The sequence below is a fragment of the Saccharothrix sp. ST-888 genome (assembly GCF_000955975.1).
Taxonomy (GTDB): domain Bacteria; phylum Actinomycetota; class Actinomycetes; order Streptomycetales; family Streptomycetaceae; genus Kitasatospora.
The window spans coordinates 1-16,381 of sequence record NZ_JYJF01000090.1 but is presented as its reverse complement, the minus strand read 5'-3'; the positions used below and the strand labels follow the sequence as shown (position 1 = coordinate 16,381).

At 72.8% G+C, this 16,381-nt stretch carries 15 protein-coding genes; 6 read left to right on the top strand and 9 right to left on the bottom strand.

Annotation, left to right across the window (positions count from 1 at the left end):
- Positions 1 to 66 precede the first annotated feature (66 nt).
- Together UK12_RS24390 and UK12_RS24385 are read right to left on the bottom strand one after the other, a co-directional pair.
- On the bottom strand, positions 67 to 912 hold the full coding sequence (locus UK12_RS24390) for a phosphatidylinositol-specific phospholipase C (RefSeq protein WP_197085138.1): 846 nt from the start codon (positions 910 to 912) through the stop codon (positions 67 to 69).
- A 309-nt stretch (positions 913 to 1,221) separates the two neighbouring features.
- The gene (locus tag UK12_RS24385) at positions 1,222 to 1,983 is read right to left on the bottom strand and encodes a class I SAM-dependent methyltransferase (protein ID WP_045305271.1); all 762 of its coding nucleotides are present in this window, start codon (positions 1,981 to 1,983) and stop codon (positions 1,222 to 1,224) included.
- A gap of 193 nt (positions 1,984 to 2,176) precedes the next feature.
- On the opposite strand from UK12_RS24385, the gene UK12_RS24380 reads away from it, so the two are divergent.
- The 4 genes from UK12_RS24380 (at position 2,177) to UK12_RS24365 (ending at position 8,232) form a co-directional block, all read left to right on the top strand.
- Positions 2,177 to 3,706 carry an SDR family NAD(P)-dependent oxidoreductase gene (locus UK12_RS24380; protein WP_231591365.1) on the top strand — a complete coding sequence of 510 codons (1,530 nt, stop codon included), beginning with the start codon at positions 2,177 to 2,179 and terminating at the stop codon, positions 3,704 to 3,706.
- A 133-nt stretch (positions 3,707 to 3,839) separates the two neighbouring features.
- Positions 3,840 to 4,289: a nucleotide triphosphate diphosphatase NUDT15 gene (locus UK12_RS24375; RefSeq protein WP_045305270.1), complete on the top strand. Its 450-nt coding sequence runs from the start codon at positions 3,840 to 3,842 to the stop codon at positions 4,287 to 4,289.
- A gap of 236 nt (positions 4,290 to 4,525) precedes the next feature.
- Complete coding sequence (locus tag UK12_RS24370) at positions 4,526 to 7,147, top strand: SpoIIE family protein phosphatase (protein WP_045305269.1); 2,622 nt, start codon at positions 4,526 to 4,528, stop codon at positions 7,145 to 7,147.
- Positions 7,148 to 7,320: 173 nt separating this feature from the next.
- Positions 7,321 to 8,232, top strand: a complete 912-nt coding sequence (locus tag UK12_RS24365; protein WP_045305268.1) for a ribokinase — start codon at positions 7,321 to 7,323, stop codon at positions 8,230 to 8,232.
- A gap of 150 nt (positions 8,233 to 8,382) precedes the next feature.
- On the opposite strand, the gene UK12_RS24360 is transcribed toward UK12_RS24365, so the two are convergent.
- From UK12_RS24360 to UK12_RS24340, 5 genes are read right to left on the bottom strand one after another with little or no spacing between them, the layout of a single operon-like run.
- Positions 8,383 to 9,855, bottom strand: coding sequence for a cytochrome P450 (locus UK12_RS24360; RefSeq protein ID WP_045305267.1), 1,473 nt, complete (start codon positions 9,853 to 9,855; stop codon positions 8,383 to 8,385).
- Positions 9,852 to 10,490 (bottom strand): GTP-binding protein, encoded by a 639-nt coding sequence (locus UK12_RS24355; protein WP_045305266.1) that lies wholly within the window; start codon positions 10,488 to 10,490, stop codon positions 9,852 to 9,854. Before UK12_RS24355 ends, UK12_RS24360 begins: the two co-directional genes overlap by 4 nt.
- On the bottom strand, positions 10,471 to 10,830 hold the full coding sequence (locus UK12_RS24350; RefSeq protein WP_045305265.1) for a DUF742 domain-containing protein: 360 nt from the start codon (positions 10,828 to 10,830) through the stop codon (positions 10,471 to 10,473). The genes UK12_RS24355 and UK12_RS24350 overlap by 20 nt, the downstream gene beginning before the upstream one ends.
- Complete coding sequence (locus tag UK12_RS24345; protein ID WP_045305264.1) at positions 10,827 to 11,234, bottom strand: roadblock/LC7 domain-containing protein; 408 nt, start codon at positions 11,232 to 11,234, stop codon at positions 10,827 to 10,829. Before UK12_RS24345 ends, UK12_RS24350 begins: the two co-directional genes overlap by 4 nt.
- Before the next feature lie 2 nt (positions 11,235 to 11,236).
- Positions 11,237 to 12,688, bottom strand: a complete 1,452-nt coding sequence (locus UK12_RS24340; RefSeq protein WP_197085137.1) for a sensor histidine kinase — start codon at positions 12,686 to 12,688, stop codon at positions 11,237 to 11,239.
- Between the two features lie 593 nt (positions 12,689 to 13,281).
- Here UK12_RS24340 and UK12_RS24335 point away from each other — a divergent pair.
- Both UK12_RS24335 and UK12_RS24330 read left to right on the top strand, forming a co-directional pair.
- Positions 13,282 to 13,749, top strand: a complete 468-nt coding sequence (locus UK12_RS24335; RefSeq protein WP_045305263.1) for an NUDIX domain-containing protein — start codon at positions 13,282 to 13,284, stop codon at positions 13,747 to 13,749.
- 85 nt (positions 13,750 to 13,834) lie between these two features.
- Positions 13,835 to 14,923 (top strand): polyprenyl synthetase family protein, encoded by a 1,089-nt coding sequence (locus tag UK12_RS24330; protein WP_045305262.1) that lies wholly within the window; start codon positions 13,835 to 13,837, stop codon positions 14,921 to 14,923.
- Positions 14,924 to 14,983: 60 nt separating this feature from the next.
- On the opposite strand, the gene UK12_RS24325 is transcribed toward UK12_RS24330, so the two are convergent.
- A complete protein-coding gene (locus UK12_RS24325; protein WP_045305261.1) occupies positions 14,984 to 15,967 on the bottom strand; it encodes a carbohydrate kinase family protein in 984 nt (327 codons plus the stop codon).
- 28 nt (positions 15,968 to 15,995) lie between these two features.
- The coding region (locus UK12_RS24320; protein ID WP_045305260.1) for a methionine adenosyltransferase domain-containing protein at positions 15,996 to 16,381 on the bottom strand (386 nt) is incomplete at its 5' end.

Here is a 16,381-nt window from a genome sequence, read left to right as displayed (position 1 = left end):
GGCGCCCCCGCCGGGGTGTTCTCCGCTGCCTCGGCCGCAGCACCCGTCCTCCCCCGGGCCGGCGCCCTAGGCGTTCCAGTCGAGCAGGGTCGAGGTCAGGGCGGGGGCATGGCGTTCGGGGAAGTCCATGACGAGGACACCGAGCGGCGGGTGGCCGTGGCCGGCGGCGAAGCCGCCGAGGTAGCTCTGCACCCGCGGGTTGACGTAGGACGCGCAGTCGGTCGGGAAGCAACCCGCGCTCGACCCGCTCAGGAAGTTGACGAACAGGGGGCCGTCGGGGCCGCCGGCCGCCGCCGCCCGGTTGATCTGGTCGACCACGTCCTGGTACTTGCGCGGGCGGTCGAAGAGCGTGGGGACGGTCCAGTTGTCCTGGAGGTTCAGTCGGGAGCCGAACCAGCCGACGGCCGGGAGGGTCGGGACGTCGGAGATCAGCACCACCCGTCCACGGGCGGCGCCGAGCGTGGGCAGGCTGTCGCCCAGGTGGAACAGGCCGCGCCAACCCCGGTTGTCGAGATAGTCGTTGAAGACCGCGAGGAAGTCCGCGTCGCTCACCTGCGAGTACTCCTGCTTCACCCGCATCAGGACGCTCTCGCCCGGGTGGGCCGCCAGGAACGCGGCGCAGGCGACGAGTACGTCCCCGAACATCACCTGCTGGTAGACCGGCCCGTGGTGGATCGCGAAGGAGCCGCCGATCGACCGGCAGCGGATGTCGAGGAAGCGGATGCCCGACTCCAACTGCTGTGGGATGGAGAGAGTCTGGCACTCAGTCAGCGCTCCGCCGTAGCGCGCACAGGAGTCGTGGGTGCCCGGGATGGTCAGCCGGGACAGCGGCGTGGCGTCGCCCAGCCGGGCCATCCAGTCGCCCGGCGAGAGCCCGGCCGCCGTCGCCGAAGCCGCCGTCGCCTCCGGCACGGCAGCCGTCCACGCAACGGCGCCCGCGGCGGCCGCCGCAACCGATGCCCTCAAGAAGCCCCTGCGGTCAACTCCCATGTGCCCTCCACCCATCCGGCGTCGACAACCATGGGCAGTTCTACCGAACATCGGGGCTCCCGCCCAGACCTGTCGCACCGGAACCACCGGGAATTACCGGGAACCACCGGGTGTTCACTCATCGCTCACCGCGCACCACCGTCCGGATCAGCACCGGGGAGACCGGGGGCCGGGACGGACGGCAACTCCACTACCGCACGGCAGGATTGAGAGCCCCGGCCACCCGGTCGGCTACCGGATCGCCGCCACCGTCGCGTCGCTGACGTTCCGCCAGACGACCCCGGCCTCGGCGAAGCCGGACTCCCGCAGGCGGGCCACGTGCCAGTCGGCGGAGCGGCTCTCGGCATCGGTGTGGGAGCCGTAGATGGCCCGACGGGCGGCGACCTGCTCCGCCAGCAGCGGGTCGGCCGAGGCGGACTCCCACCACTCGGCCCAGTCGAGCACGCCCTCCGCCCGCTCGCGCTCCTGGCGGCGGCGCTGGAACGCCTCGTCGGCGGCGTTCAGCGCGGGGATGCCGGGGTCGGGGGCGTGGTCGGCGTTGAGGAGGACACCACCGGGGCGGAGCAGGCCGGCGAGGTCGCGGTAGAGGCGCAGCAACGAATCGGCCGGCAGCCAGTGCAGGGCGGTGGCGGTGACCACCGCGTCGAACGGGTCGGGCGGGAGTCGGTCGGCCCAGTGGGGGTCGGTGAGGTCGGCGGCGACCAGGGTGAGCCGGGGTTCGGCGGCGAAGTGCCCGCGGGCGATGGCGAGCAGTGCCGGGTCGAGGTCGACGCCGACGCTCACGGCGCCCGGCAGGCGGGCGAGCAGCCGTTCGCTGATGCTCCCGGTGCCGCAGGCGAGGTCGAGGACGCGCGGTTCGGGTCCGGCGACGGCCTCGACCACGTCGAGCATCGCCTGGAAGCGCTCCTCGCGGTCGGGCAGGTACCACGCCTGCTGGCGGTCCCAGCTGCGCTGCCAGGCGTTCCAGTGCTGTACATCGACGCTGACGGTCATGCCCCACTCCCCACAGATCGGTAATAGGTTTATACCTAGAAGACCTATTACCAATCTAGCCACGATCCGTAAGTGCTGCAAGCCGTATGCATCCGTTACATCTCAATCGACTTTCGCCCCGCCGCCGGGCTCTCACGTAGAGTTCGCCGGTACGGCTGATACGGGCAGGACGAGCGGGAAGCAGTAGGCAGGGATGACGGCGGGCGCGGCCATGCAGGCGGACCAACAGGCAGACGAGCAGGCAGTAGGGGTACCGGGCGAGCAGGAGGAGATCGACTTCGGCCCCGGCATCGACCCCGAGCGGCTCGAACTCTGCCTCAAGGTGCTCGCCGAGCTCGACGAGCTGCACGTGGACCACCCGGACGCGATCACCGTCCGGCAGGCCGTCGGCGGCCTCTTCCGCACGCTCAAGCAGCGCCGCCGCCAGGAGACCCGGGCCCGCAAGACGGCCAACGACCGGGCCGTCACCGCCCGGACCGCCACCGGCGCACCCGGCAGGATCGACGACGAGACCCGGGGCGTGATGGGCCTCAGCACCGTCACCACGACCGAGATCGCCGGGATACTCGAGCGCCCGCGCAGCTGCTACACCTGCAAGGGCCGGTACGTCGAGGTCGACGCCTTCTACCACCAGCTCTGCCGGACCTGCGCCGCGCTCAACCACCAGCGCCGCAACGCCCGTACCGACCTGACCGGGCGCCGCGCGCTGCTCACCGGCGGCCGGGCGAAGATCGGCATGTACATCGCGCTGATGCTGCTCCGCGACGGCGCGCACACCACCATCACCACCCGCTTCCCGAACGACGCGATCCGCCGCTTCACCGCGATGCCGGACAGCGCGGACTGGCTGCACCGGCTCAAGATCATCGGAATCGACCTCCGCGACCCGGCCCAGGTCGTGGCCCTGGCGGACGAGGTCGCGGCCGACGGCCCGCTGGACATCCTGATCAACAACGCGGCGCAGACCGTCCGCCGCTCCCCCGGGGCCTACCGCGAGCTGGTGGCGGCCGAGTCCGCGCCGCTCCCGGCCGGTGAGCTGCCGACGTCCACCGTGATCGGCCGCTTCGGCAGCGGCGGTGTCGACCTGCGCGCCCTGCCCGGCCAGTCCACCGACTCCACCGACCGGCTCACCCCGGCGGAGGTCACCGGCCTCGCGCTGGTCAGCGGCTCCGCCTCGCCCGCCCGGATCGAGGCCGGCACCGCGATCGACGCGGGGGGCCTGGTCCCGGATCTCGCCGCGACCAACAGCTGGATCCAGACGGTCTCCGAGGTCGACCCGGTGGAGCTGCTGGAGGTCCAGCTCTGCAACTCCACCGCGCCGTTCATCCTGATCAGCCGACTGCGCCCGGCGATGGCCGCCTCCCCGGCCCGCCGCAAGTACGTGGTGAACGTGTCCGCCATGGAGGGCGTCTTCGCCCGCGGCTACAAGGGCGCCGGCCACCCGCACACCAACATGGCCAAGGCCGCGCTGAACATGCTCACCCGCACCAGCGCGGACGAGATGCTGGAGAACGACGGCATCCTGATGACCGCCGTCGACACCGGCTGGATCACCGACGAGCGTCCGCACCCGGACAAGATCCGCCTTGCCGAGGAGGGCTTCCACGCCCCGCTCGACCTGGTGGACGGCGCGGCCCGGGTCTACGACCCGATCGTCCGCGGCGAACTCGGCGAGGACCTCTACGGCTGCTTCCTCAAGGACTACGCCAAGGCCGCCTGGTAGGCGCACCGCGGCAGGTTCACCCCTCGGCAGCCGCAGCGGGCTCCGCCCGTCGACAGCCGGGGAACGGCAGTCGGGGAACGGCAGTCGGGGAACTGCCACCAGGGAATCGCAACCAGAAAAGGGGACGGGAACGATGACAGCACCCATGCTCGGGGCAGGTGTGATCGTCCCCACCGCCGACGGCCGGGTCCTCCTCGGTCGGCGGATCACCGCAGGTGAGACGCCGACCTGGAGCCTGCCCGGCGGCAAGGTGGACCAGCCCGGGGAGTCCTTCGAGCAGGCCGCCGCCCGGGAGCTGGCCGAGGAGACCGGGATCGTGCTGCCCCCGGAGCAGATGCGCGTGCTCGCGGTCCTGCTGGACCACCAGCTCGGCCGCCCCCGGCTGACCGCCGCCGTGCTGGCCCCGCCGACCGACGTCCCCGCGTACGTCACCGAGCCGCACGCCTGCGCGGGCTGGGAGCGCTTCCCGGTCGAGGCGCTGCCCGGCCCGATGTTCCACCCGTCGACGCTGGTCCTCGGGACCTGGCTGCCCGGCCTCGCCGTGCCGCCCGGCGCGTTCCGCTACCCGGTCGACCGGGCGTAGCCCCGGGCGCGGCGCCCGGGCGTCGAACAGCGCGCCGTCCGCCGTGTCCTGTCCGGCTTCCGGATCGCGGGCTTGATCATGTGCTGTAGTTCTGACGTTCCATCAACGAAGGTGGGAAGTCCAGCATGCGAATCGGCGGTGACGGACAGCACGTCGGACCCCGGGGGGAAGGCCCACGGCCATCGCGCGAGCCGGGGCGGCGGTCCTGGTTCGGGGTGGGAAGCGTCGCCGGGCAGATGTTCCTGTGGCAGTTTGCGGTGGTGGTCCTGCTGGTGGCCGCGACGGCGGCCGCACTCGTGGTCCAGGCACAGACCAGCACCCGCCTCGACGCCGGCGACCGTTCGCTCGCCGCCGCCCAGGCCCTCGCGAACAGTCCCGGGATGGTGCAGGCACTGCGGGCCCCCGACCCGACCGCGCTGCTCCAGGCGCCGGCCGAGAAGATCCGCACGGAGGCCGGCCTCGACTTCGTCTCGGTGCTGTCCCCCGAGGGCATCCGGTACACCGACCCGCAGCCGGGTCTCATCGGCAAGCGCGCCGACGGTGACATCGCGCGGGCGGCCGCCGGGGAGGCGTTCACCGAGGACTACCGGGGAAGCCTGGGCGAAGCGGTCCGGGCCATCGTCCCGGTCACCGACCCCACCGGGAAGCTCGCCGGCATGGTCACCACCGGGATCACGACCGGGGACGTGGCGGGCACGGTCGACCGCCGGCTGCCGCTGCTGCTCGGCTCCGCCGCGCCGGCCCTGCTGCTGGCCACGGCCGGGGCGGCGCTGATGAGCAGGCGGCTTCGGCGCCAGACGCACGGCCTGGGGCCGGCCGGGATCACCCGCATGTTCGAGCACCACGACGCGGTGCTGCACGCCGTCCGGGAGGGTGTCCTCATCACCGACGGCGGCGGGGTGCTGCTGCTCGCGAACGACGAGGCCCGGCGCCTGCTCACCCTTCCCCCGGACGCGGAACACCGGCGCGTCGACGCCCTGGGCCTGGACCCGGCCGTTGCCGAGCTGCTGACCTCGGGCCGCTCCGCCGCGGACGAGATCCATCCCGTCGGCGACCAGCTGCTCGCGGTCAACAGAAGGCCCACCAGTGCCTTCGGAGGGCCGCCCAGCTGGGTGGCGACCCTGCGGGACACCACCGAGCTGCGGGCCGTCGCGGGAGTGGCGCAGGTGGCACGGGAGCGGCTGCGGCTGCTCTACGAGGCGGGGACCCGGATCGGCACCACCCTGGACGTCGAGCGCACCGCGCGGGAACTGGCCGAGGTGGCCGTCCCCCGGTTCGCGGACATCACCACGGTCGATCTGCTGGAGCCGGTCCTGAACGGTGCGGAACCCGGCCCGGACCCGCTCACTCCGATGCGCCGCACGGCCTCGCTCGGCATCGAGGGCAACCGGCCGCTCTACCGGGTGGGCGAGCGCATCGAGTGGGACCCCAGCGCAGCGCAGGCCCTGAGCCTGGCGAGCGGCCGGGCGGCCCTGGTGGCCGACCTGTCCACCGGCGACAGCTGGCGGGTGCAGGACCCGGAGCGGGCCGCGGGCATCCTCGCCCTCGGTGCCCACTCGCTGATCACGGTCCCGATGCGTGCGCGTGGCGTCACGCTGGGGATCGCCAACTTCTGGCGCGGACGGATCTCCAAGCCCTTCACCGACGAGGACCTCTCGTTCGCCGAGGAGCTGGTGGCCGGCGCGGCGGTCTGCATCGACAACGCCCGGCGCTACACCCTCGAACACGCCGTCGCCGTGACCCTGCAGCGCAGCCTGCTGCCCCGGCGCCTGCCGGAGCAGAACGCGCTGGAGGCCGCCTACCGGTACCTGCCGGCGCAGGCCGGGGTCGGCGGCGACTGGTTCGACATCATCCCGCTGCCCGGCGCACGGGTGGCGCTGGTGGTCGGCGACGTCGTCGGCCACGGACTGCACGCCGCCGCCACCATGGGCCGGCTGCGCACCGCGGTCCACAACTTCTCCAGCCTGGACCTGGCACCCGACGAGCTGCTGGGCCACCTCGACGAACTCGTCACCACCATCGACCGGGACGACACCGTCGGGAACAACGGCGGCACGATCACCGGAGCCACCTGCCTGTACGCGATCTACGACCCCGTCACCGGGAGCTGCACCGTGGCCAGCGCCGGCCATCCGCCACCCGTGATCGTCGCTCCCGACGGCACCACCCGCTTCCCCGAGGTACCGGAGAACCCGCCCCTGGGTCTGGCCACCATGCCCTACGAGGCGATCGAGCTCGAACTCCCCCAGGACACCCGGATCGTCTTCTACACCAACGGACTCGTCCACGACCGCTTCCGCGACATCGACGCCGGGACCCAGTTCCTGCTCGCGGTGCTGGAGCGCCCCGACCGCACCCCCGAGCAGACCTGCGACGACGTCCTCGACGCCCTGCTGCCCCCGCACCCGACCGACGACATCGCGCTGCTGGTCGCCCGCACCCGCCTGCTCCCCCCGCAGCAGGTCGCCCAGTGGGAGGTGCCCTCCGACCCCGCGGCCGTCTCCCGCATCCGCTCGGAGTGCTCCCGTCAACTGGCCGACTGGGGGCTGGAGGACATCGCGTTCATCACCGAGCTGATCCTCAGCGAGCTGATCACCAACGCCATCCGCTACGGCACCCAGCCCATCACCGTCCGGCTGCTCTGCGATCGCTGTCTGACCTGCGAGGTCTCCGACGCGAGCAGCACCTCACCCCACCTGCGGTACGCCTCCAGCACGGACGAGGGCGGCCGCGGGCTGTTCCTGGTCGCCCAGTTCGCCGACCGCTGGGGCACCCGCTACGCGGCCCGGGGCAAGGTCATCTGGACCGAGCAGTCCCTGCTGCCGGACGCCGCGAGCGGACCTGGCCCGTGGGACTGACCCCGCGCAGTCCCGCCGCTGGTGCAGGCGCCAGTGCAGGTGCCGGTGAAGGTGCCGGTGAAGGTGCCGGTGAAAGTCGTGACCTCGGCTAACGTGGCGAGCTTCGGACAGCCCGGTCCTGAGGGGCGTTCAGAGGTCCGGGGCAGCGGTCCCGGAGGGGAGGGAGACACCCGATGTACGAGTACGACCTGCTGGTCGTGGGATCGGCCAACGCGGATCTGGTGATCGGTGTCGAGCGCAGGCCGGCCGCCGGGGAGACCGTGCTCGGCTCCGAGCTGGCCGTCCACCCCGGTGGCAAGGGCGCCAACCAGGCGGTCGCCGCCGCGCGCCTCGGGGCCCGCACGGCCCTGCTCGCCCGGGTCGGCGACGACGGGCACGGGCGGCTCCTGCGGGACTCGCTCGACCGGGCCGGTGTCGACACGGCGTGGGTCCTCACCGGCGGGGCGCCGACCGGGATCGCGCTGATCACGGTCGACCCGTCCGGGGACAACAGCATCGTGGTGTCGCCCGGGGCCAACGCGCACCTGACTCCGCAGGACGTACGGGACGCGGCACCGCTCCTGGGGGCTTCGCGGGTGGTGTCCACGCAGCTGGAGATCCCGCTCGGCACCGTCGCGGAGCTGGTCCGGATGCTGGCTGCGGGCACCCGTCTCGTGCTGAACCCGTCGCCGCCCGCGCCGCTGCCGGCCGACGTCCTCGCGGCCTGTGATCCGCTGATCGTCAACGAGCACGAGGCCGCCGTGGTGCTGGGGAACGCCCACCCGGGCGGAGCCCCCGAGGACCGGGCGCGGGCACTGCTCGCGCTCGGGCCGCGCTCGGTGGTGATCACCCTGGGCGCGGAGGGGGCTCTGGTGGCGGACGCGGGCACGGTGCGGCGGGTGCCGTCCGTGCAGGTCGACGCCGTGGACACCACCGGTGCCGGTGACGCCTTCACCGCGGCCCTGGCCTGGCGGCTCGGCGCGGGCGAGGAGTTGGTGGACGCGGCGGCCTTCGCCGCACGGGTGGGGGCGCTGGCCGTCACCAGGGAGGGCGCACAGGCGTCGTTCCCGACGGCGGACGAGGTGGCGTCCCTGGCGTCCCGGTGACACGTCCGGTCGTCCGGACCGGGGCGGCCCGGCCGTACGCCGCCGTGCTGGTGCGGTGCGGGGTGTCCTGCTGGGCGGCTCCGCCGGCCGGCCGCCGGGCACCACCCGAGTGGATGGTGCCCGAGCCGTGCCGGCGGAGCCGCCCGGCGGTCAGCGCCGCCGCAGCCAGCCGGTGAGCCATCCCCACGGCGACGTCTGCTGCGGGGCCCGGCTCTGCTGTTCGACGGCTGCCGGGGCAGGGGCAGGGACCGAAGCAGGGGCCGGGGCAGAGGCAGGCGTCGGCGCGGGCTCCTGCTCGGCAGCCGGCCGGCCCGGGGTGGGCGGCTTGACGGCGAACTGGACGGGCAGCGCGTTCAGGTGCCGTGCCCAGGTCGACGAGGTCCAGCTCAACTCGGCTTCATGAACGGCCAGTTGGACGTCCGGAAGCCGGGTCAGCAGGGTCTCGACGGCGGAGTCGGTGATGGCCCGGCCGATGTCCTGGCCGGGGCACTCGTGCGGCCCCCGACTGAAGGCGAGGTGGGAGCGGTTGCCGTGGAGCCGGGCGGTCGGGTCGGGGCGGACGGCCGGGTCGACGTTCCCGGCGGCCAGACCGAGCAGCAGCAGGTCGCCCGCCTTGATGTGGCGGTCGGCGAGCTCGGTGTCGCCGGTCGCCCAGCGGCCCGGACAGACCATCAGCGGCGGCTCGTCCCAGAGCACCTGCTCGACCGCCTCCGAGACGGTCATCAGTCCGCCGGTCAGCGAGGCGTGGAAGCGGGAGTCGGTGAGCACCATCCTGAGGGTGTTCGCGATCAGGTTGGTGGTGGTCTCGTTGGTCGCCAGCATGACCAGCCGGAGGTGGTGCTGGACCTCGTCGTCGGTGAGTTCGGCGGGGTGGCCGATCAGTGCCGACGCGAAGTCGCGGCCCGGGTTGGCGTGCTTGTCCTCGACCAGCTGCCGCAGGGTGTCCAGGATGAACTGGTTGCCGGACACCGCCTTCTCGTTGCCCTTGATCAGGGCCGCGCTGGCCTCGACCAGCTCTGGTCCGGCCTCTTCCGGCAGGCCGAAGAGGTGGGTCAGCACCAGCATGGGCACGTGCTGCGCGTACCTGCTCAGCAGTTCGGTGCTGCCGTCCGCGCAGAAGCCGTCGATCAGCTGGTTGGCATAGCGCTGGACGTGGCGGCGTATCCCGCGGCGGTCGAACTGGCCCAGGCTCTCGGTCACCGCCGCGCGCAGGCGCTGGTGCTCCTGCCCGTCGGCCGAGACGCAGTCGGGCCGCCAGCCCATCATCGGCAGCAGCGGGGAGTCCGGGGCGATCCGCCCTTCCTGCCAGTCCCGCCAGAGCCGGGGGTCGCGGGAGAACCGGGTGGGTGCACGGGTCACCTCGACGTTCTCCCGGTAGCCGAGCACCAGCCAGGCCGGCACCCCGCCGTCCAGCAGCACCGGGGCCACCGGGCCGTGCTGGGCCCGCAGTTGCTCGTACAGGCCCATCGGGTCGGCCTCCGCGACGGGGCCGTACAGCGGTGTCACACCGAGGCTCGCCGCGGTCGGCAGGTGTCCGCCGGCCCCGGCGGCGTGCGCCGGGCACCCCGGGGGCGGGACGAAGGCCGAACCGGCCGCCGTGTGGTCGGGGGGAAGGGTCGTCACGATTGCTCCGGGGAGGCGGCGAGGGTGTGCAGGTAGCGCATCAGGGTCAGCAGGACGTCACGGCAGGAGCCGCGGTCCCGTGCATCGCAGTCCACTATCGGGACCGAGTCGGGCAGGTCGAGGGACGCGCGCAGCTCCGCGACCGGGTGGACCGGCGCCTGCGGGAAGGCGTTGACGGCCACCACGAACGGCACGCCGCGCTCCTCCAGCCGCCCGATCACGTCGAAGCTGACCTCCAGCCGGCGGGTGTCGACCAGGACGACCGCGCCGAGCGCGCCGTCGAAGAGGCCGTTCCACAGGAACCAGAACCGCTCCTGCCCGGGGGTGCCGAACAGGTACAGCACCAGCTGCTCGTTGAGGCTGATCCGGCCGAAGTCCATCGCGACGGTGGTGGAGGTCTTGCGCTCGACGCCCGCGACATCGTCCACGCCGACCCCGGCCTGGGTCATCGTCTCCTCGGTGGTCAGCGGCCGGATCTCGCTCAGCGCGCCGACGAGCGTGGTCTTGCCGACCCCGAACCCGCCCACTATGACCACCTTGACGGCGGCCGTGGTACTGGCCGCCAGGGTCTGCACCTGACCGGGTTCGACGAACCCGCGGGGCTCGGCGTCCGTCTCAGAGTCTCTGTAGTCCATGCATCACCGCTTCCAGCAGTTCGAGGTCCGGCAGCCGTGCCGCCTGGATCGGGGCCCGGGCCTCCACACGGTCGGTGGCCAGCAGGTCGGCGAGCAGCACGGTCACCACGCTCATCGGCAGCGAGAGGTGCGCCGAGATCTCCGCCACCGAGAGCGGGGCGTGGCACATCCGCAGGATCGCGGCGTGCTCCGGCTGCATGCTCGGCTGCGGAGTGGCGCGGGCCACGATCAGCGTCACCAGGTCGACCACGGCCTCCTCGGGCGGTCGGCTGCGGCCGGCCGTGATGACGTAGAGGCGCTCCGGGCCGGAGTTGTGCCAGCGCTGGTTCGGTAACGTCATCCGGCCAACCCGTCGACTCGGGGCGGACTGGTCAGATGCTCGCCGATCCTCGCCACCAGGTCACGCATGCACTGGCCGATCAAACCCGGGTCCACACCGTCGTCCGCCAGTACCGCCAGGTACGCTCCGGCGCCGGCCGCCATCAGGTAGAAGAAGCCGCCACCGACCTCGATCACCACCAGCCGCATCCGGCCGTCGCCGTGCGGGAACTCGGCGGCCACGGCGGTCGACAGGCTCTGCAGGCCCGCGCATGCCGCCGCGAGCCGGTCCGCCGTGTCGGTGTCGGTGCCGTACTGAGCCATCCGCAGGCCGTCCGACGACAGAACCACCACGTGGCGGGTCTGCGGAACGCTCATCGCCAGATCCTTGAGCATCCAGTCGATGTTGGGCCGGTGGTGCATCATTGCTATTCACCCTTGTCTGACGACTCGTCACTGGCGGCGCGGTCGGGAGCGGTGGTGCCGCTCCCGCCGGACACGCCGTTCTGGAAGGCTGCCATCCACAGGCCGGGCTCGACCGGCGGAGCCGCCGGCGGCTGGGCCCGGGGAGCAGCGGCCGGTCCGGTCACGGACCGCGGCCCGGCCGGGACGACGGGCACCGTGCGCCGGCGCCGCTGGGGCAGCCCGTGTGCGTTGCGCTCCACCTCGGACGGCTCGTCCACGAAGTCTCCGGCCATCATCGGCTGCGGGCCGCGCAGCTGCCGGGCGGCAGGCACACCGGCGTTTCCGGAAAGGGGTGCGGTCGCCGGGACGGTGGTGATCAGGTCCGACGGGATGACCAGCACCGCGCGGACCCCGGCGTACGCGGAAGGACGCAGGGACACCCGGAAGTTGTTGGTCCGGGCGAGGCGGCCGACCACGGACAGGCCGAGTCGGGGTGCCTCACCGAGGTCGGCGAGGTCCAGCCCGGTGGGGGCGTCGGACAGCACGCGCTCGACCCGGCGGCGGGCCTCCTCGCTCAGGCCGACGCCGCTGTCCTCGATCTCGACCGCGATCCCGGAGGGGATCTCGATGGCGGTCAGGTGGACGCGGGTGTGCGGCGGGGAGTAGCGGGTGGCGTTGTCCAGCAGCTCGGCGAGCGCGTGGATCAGCGGCTCGACCGCCGGTCCGACCACGGCGACCTCGGACACCGAGTGGAGGTCGACCCGCTGGTAGTCGACGATCCGTGACATGGCGCCGCGCAGCACGCTGAAGAGCGGAATGGGACGGTGCCACTGGCGGCCCGGCCGGGCGCCGCCCAGTACCGCGATGCTGTCGGCCAGCCGGCCGATGAGCGCGGTGCCGTGGTCCAGGTGCAGCAGGTCGCCGAACACCTCGGGGTCACGGCCGTGCCGGTCCTGCATCTGCCGCAGGTCCTGGGCCTGCTGGTGGACGATCGCCTGCACCCGGCGGGCGATGTTGACGAAGGAGCGCTGTGCCGAGTCGCGGAGGTCCTCCTCGGCCTGCACGGCGTCGACCACGGCGCTCAGCAGGGTCTGGTGGGCGGCCCGGAACTGCGGGTCGGGGCCGGCCTGGCCGGCGGAGCCGCGCAGGACGTCCCCGGACGAACCACCGCTCTGGATCCGGGCTATGGCCTCCGGCAGGACGACCTCGGCCAGCCGGACCGTCTCGGCCTCGTGCTCGACTATCCGCTGCCGCCACTGGCCTTCCAGATCGGCGATCCGGTGGCCGAGTTCGGCGGCCTGTGCCCGGGCGGCGGCCGCCGCGCGCGAGCGCCGCGCCGCCTCCGCCACGGCGAGGGCCACGGCTGCGGCGACTGCCGCTCCGCACAGGTAGACCGCCGTCCGGGAGCCCGTGGGCACGGCGTACACCGCGACCGAGACGAAAGCGGCCAGCACCGCGGGAGGAAGCACCCACATGGCAGCGGAGGCTACTCGTTCGCTTCCAGGTGGTGATCCAGCGCGAACCATCTGCATCCTCGGGGAGTTGACGACCATCGGGCGAAGGGTGGCGCACGCCTCCGGTCTCGGAGGCGGGTCGGCCGGCTGGACCGCAGTGCGGGCATCGGCAGGATCAACCGGGACGCCTCGGGGCAATCCAGCTCAATCGGTACACAACGTTTGCGCCACACGGATCATAGCGGGACCCGTGCTGTCGGCCACAACAATCGGCCATGTTCGCCCTTGACTTGATCATTGATCAGATTGTCCTCCGGCCAGGGCGGTTGTCGCCGGAGCTCAGGGCGCCTGAACTGAACCTGCCACAATCTGGCTCAATCCTTTCGGTTTGAGGCGACTTGAGCCCGCTCCTGCTCGACAACCCTGGTGCGGACGGTTTCAGACATGGCGTAATGGGCACCAACGGGGCAGCTCAGGGCCGAGACCGCCGATTCCGTTCCAGCATCGGAGCCGAAGCAGTCCCCGTATCCCGTGCAGCAGCAGGGAGGAAACTGCACCGGTTCCGTGAATCGGCAGCGTCTTTCGGCCAATCAACGGAAGTGGAGAGGTGTGCTGTGAGACCGCAGGAACCGGAACGGACCTCACTGGGCGTCAACCTGCTGCTCTACGACGCCGACGGCCGGGTGCTGCTGGCACTGCGCTCCGGCACCAGGTGGGCCGACGGCTACTGGCACGTCCCGGCCGGCCACCTCGCGGCGGACGAGACGCTGCCGGAGGCGATGGTGCGCGAGGCCCACGAGGAACTCGGCCTCGGCATCGACCTGGCCGATCTCCGGCACGTGGTGACCGTGGACTACCGCGAGGGCGCCTCGATCCGGGCGCTCACCGCCTTCTTCACCGCCCGGCGCTGGACCGGCACACCGGTCAACCGGGAGCCCCAGCTGTGCCGACGGCTGGGCTGGTTCCCGACCGACCGGCTGCCCCGGCCGATCTCCCCGATCAGCGCGGCCGCGATCCGGGCCGGAGCCAACGGACAGGCGTACGAGACCTGTTGGCTGGACGGGCCGCTCCAGCCGGTCTGAGCAGACCCGCACGCGACCACCGCACCGCACGCAGCCGGCCGCCCCCCGTGCCGCCGGCCACGAACCCATGGACTCAGGAGCCGACATGACACCCTTCCCCACCACGCACGCCCGGAACATCCCCGCGCGGGTGGATGCCGAGCTCACCACCTTCCTCGACCGGAAGATCGTCGAGCTGGGTGAGCTCCGGGCCGGCGAGGCCGCACACCTGATCAAGGACTGTGTGCTGGAGGGGGGCAAGCGCCTGCAGGGCATGTGGTGCTACTGGGGCTGGCAGGCGGGGGGCCGGGAGGACTGCCCGGAGATCATCACGGTCGGCGCGGCCCTCGAACTGTTCCACTGGGCGGCGCTCATAGTCGACGACATCTTCGACCGCAGCGACACCCGCCGGGGGCTGCCCGCCCTCCACCGCCGCCTCGCCGACCAGCACCTGGAGCAGGGCTGGCACGGGGACCCGGACCACTACGGGCTCGTCCAGACCCTCTGCCTGACCGACATCGCCTGGGCCTGGTCGGACGAGCTGATGTTCGCCAGCGGGATGGACCCGCGCCTGCTGGCCACCCGCCGGCTGCCCAACGACCTGCTGCGGTCCGAGGTGTGGCTGGGCCAGTACCTCGACATGGCGGAACGGGCCCGCCGCGCCCCCTCGTTGGACAAGGCGATGAACGTCGCCCTGCTGAAGACCGCCCGGTCGAACACCATGTACCCGCTGCAGTTCGGCGCCGAACTGGCGGACGCGCCGGCCGAGGTCATCTCGGCCTTCAAGCGCTTCGGCGAGGCGGTGGGTGAGGCGTACCAGCTCCAGGACGACCTGCTGGGCGTGTTCGGCGACGAGCGGCTCACCGGGAAGTCCAGCACCGACGACTTCCGCAACGGATGCATGACCATCCTGCTGTCCTGGGCGATGGAGCGCGCAACTCCCGCGCAGCTGAAGGTGTTCGAACGCCACCACGGCGACCCGGACCTCGACGAGACGGGCGCCGCCGCGCTGCGCGCCGTCGTCGAGGAGACCGGCGCGCGGGCGACGATCGAGGCGATGATCGAGGACCGCCGGGCGCAGGCGGTGTCGGTGCTCGACGAGGCTCCGATCGCCGACGAGGTCCGGCGGGCGCTGACCGAGCTGGCGGTCGCCGATCCGGTGCGGGCGGGGATGGCCGCAGCGGCGGTCGCCTGAACCGCAGGCGGGCCCGGGCGGTCGGCTTCGGCCGCCCGGGGCCGGTGCGGCCGTGGCGGATCACCGCACGGCGGCCAGCCGGCGGGCGATCGCGCGGGCGGCCGGGGTTCCGTAGCAGGCCTCGATCCTGCGGGACAGGTCCGCGGCGGACAGCTCGTACTCCTGGGTGCCGACCGACTCCAGCACGGCCGTGGCCATGGCGCAGCCGAGCTGGGCGGCCCGGTCCAGGGGCCAGTGCCAGGCCGTGCCGGCCAGGAACCCGGCCCGGAAGGCGTCGCCCGCCCCGGTCGGGTCGAGGACCCGGGCCGCCGGGACGGCCGGGATCCGCAGCTCGGGCTCGCCGCGGCGGGCCAGCAGCACGCCCTGCGGGCCGAGTGTCGTCACCCGGGCCCCGACCCGGGCCAGCAGTCCGCTCGCGTCCCAGCCGGTGCGCTGCTGGAGCAGCGCCGCCTCGTACTCGTTGCCGAACAGCAGCCGGGCGCCGTCCACCAGTCGGCGGACGTCCTCCGCCGCCAGGCCCGTGAGCTGCTGCGACGGGTCGGCCGCGAAGGGGACCCCCAGCCCTCGGCACTCCTCGGTGTGGCGCACCATCGCCTGCGGATCGCCCGGCGCGACCACCACCAGGTCCAGCCCCTGCGCGCGCTGCGCCACCGCGGACAGGACGATCTGCCGGGCCTCGGACATGGCGCCCGGGTAGAAGGTGGCGATCTGGTTCTGCTCGGCGTCCGTCGTGCACACGAAGCGGGCGGTGTGCAGCGAGTCGCTGACCCGGACCGGCCCGGTGTCCACGCCGTTGGCCTCCAGCCACCGGCGGTACTCGGCGAAGTCACCGCCGGCCGCGCCCACCAGCAGGGGCCGCAGCCCCAGCCGGCCGAGGCCGACCGAGATGTTCGCCGCCACACCGCCGTGCCGGATCTCCAGGGTGTCGGCCAGGAAGGAGAGCGAGACCCGGTCCAGGTGCCCGGCGACCAGTTGGTCGGCGAAGCGGCCGGGGTAGGCCATCAGGTGGTCGGTGGCGATGGAACCCGTGACGGCGATGCGCACGGCGGCCCTCCTCGGGAGCGGGCGGGAGTCAGCCGACGGCCGCACGCAGCCGCGCGGCGCGGTCGGTGCGTTCCCAGCTGAAGTCGGGCAGCACGCGGCCGAAGTGGCCGTAGGCGGCGGTCTGCGTGTAGATCGGCCGCAGCAGGTCCAGGTCGCGGATGATGGCGGCCGGGCGCAGGTCGAAGACCTCGGCGATGGCCTGCTCGATGCGGTTCTGCGCCACCCGCGCGGTGCCGAAGGTCTCCACGAACAGGCCGACCGGCTCGGCCTTGCCGATGGCGTAGGCGACCTGGACCTCGCACCGGGTGGCGAGGTCGGCGGCGACCACGTTCTTGGCCACCCAGCGCATCGCGTAGGCGGCGGAGCGGTCGACCTTGGACGGGTCCTTGCCGGAGAAGGCGCCGCCGCCGTGCC

Excerpts from the sequence above, each read along its gene's own strand:
- UK12_RS24385 (WP_045305271.1), bottom strand. The coding sequence starts at position 1,983 with ATGACCGTCAGCGTCGATGTACAGCACTGGAACGCCTGGCAGCGCAGC.
- UK12_RS24380 (WP_231591365.1), top strand. The coding sequence starts at position 2,177 with ATGACGGCGGGCGCGGCCATGCAGGCGGACCAACAGGCAGACGAGCAG.
- UK12_RS24375 (WP_045305270.1), top strand. The coding sequence starts at position 3,840 with ATGACAGCACCCATGCTCGGGGCAGGTGTGATCGTCCCCACCGCCGAC.
- UK12_RS24370 (WP_045305269.1), top strand. The coding sequence starts at position 4,526 with ATGTTCCTGTGGCAGTTTGCGGTGGTGGTCCTGCTGGTGGCCGCGACG.
- UK12_RS24365 (WP_045305268.1), top strand. The coding sequence starts at position 7,321 with ATGTACGAGTACGACCTGCTGGTCGTGGGATCGGCCAACGCGGATCTG.
- UK12_RS24355 (WP_045305266.1), bottom strand. The coding sequence starts at position 10,490 with ATGGACTACAGAGACTCTGAGACGGACGCCGAGCCCCGCGGGTTCGTC.
- UK12_RS24350 (WP_045305265.1), bottom strand. The coding sequence starts at position 10,830 with ATGACGTTACCGAACCAGCGCTGGCACAACTCCGGCCCGGAGCGCCTC.
- UK12_RS24345 (WP_045305264.1), bottom strand. The coding sequence starts at position 11,234 with ATGATGCACCACCGGCCCAACATCGACTGGATGCTCAAGGATCTGGCG.
- UK12_RS24340 (WP_197085137.1), bottom strand. The coding sequence starts at position 12,688 with ATGTGGGTGCTTCCTCCCGCGGTGCTGGCCGCTTTCGTCTCGGTCGCG.
- UK12_RS24330 (WP_045305262.1), top strand. The coding sequence starts at position 13,835 with ATGACACCCTTCCCCACCACGCACGCCCGGAACATCCCCGCGCGGGTG.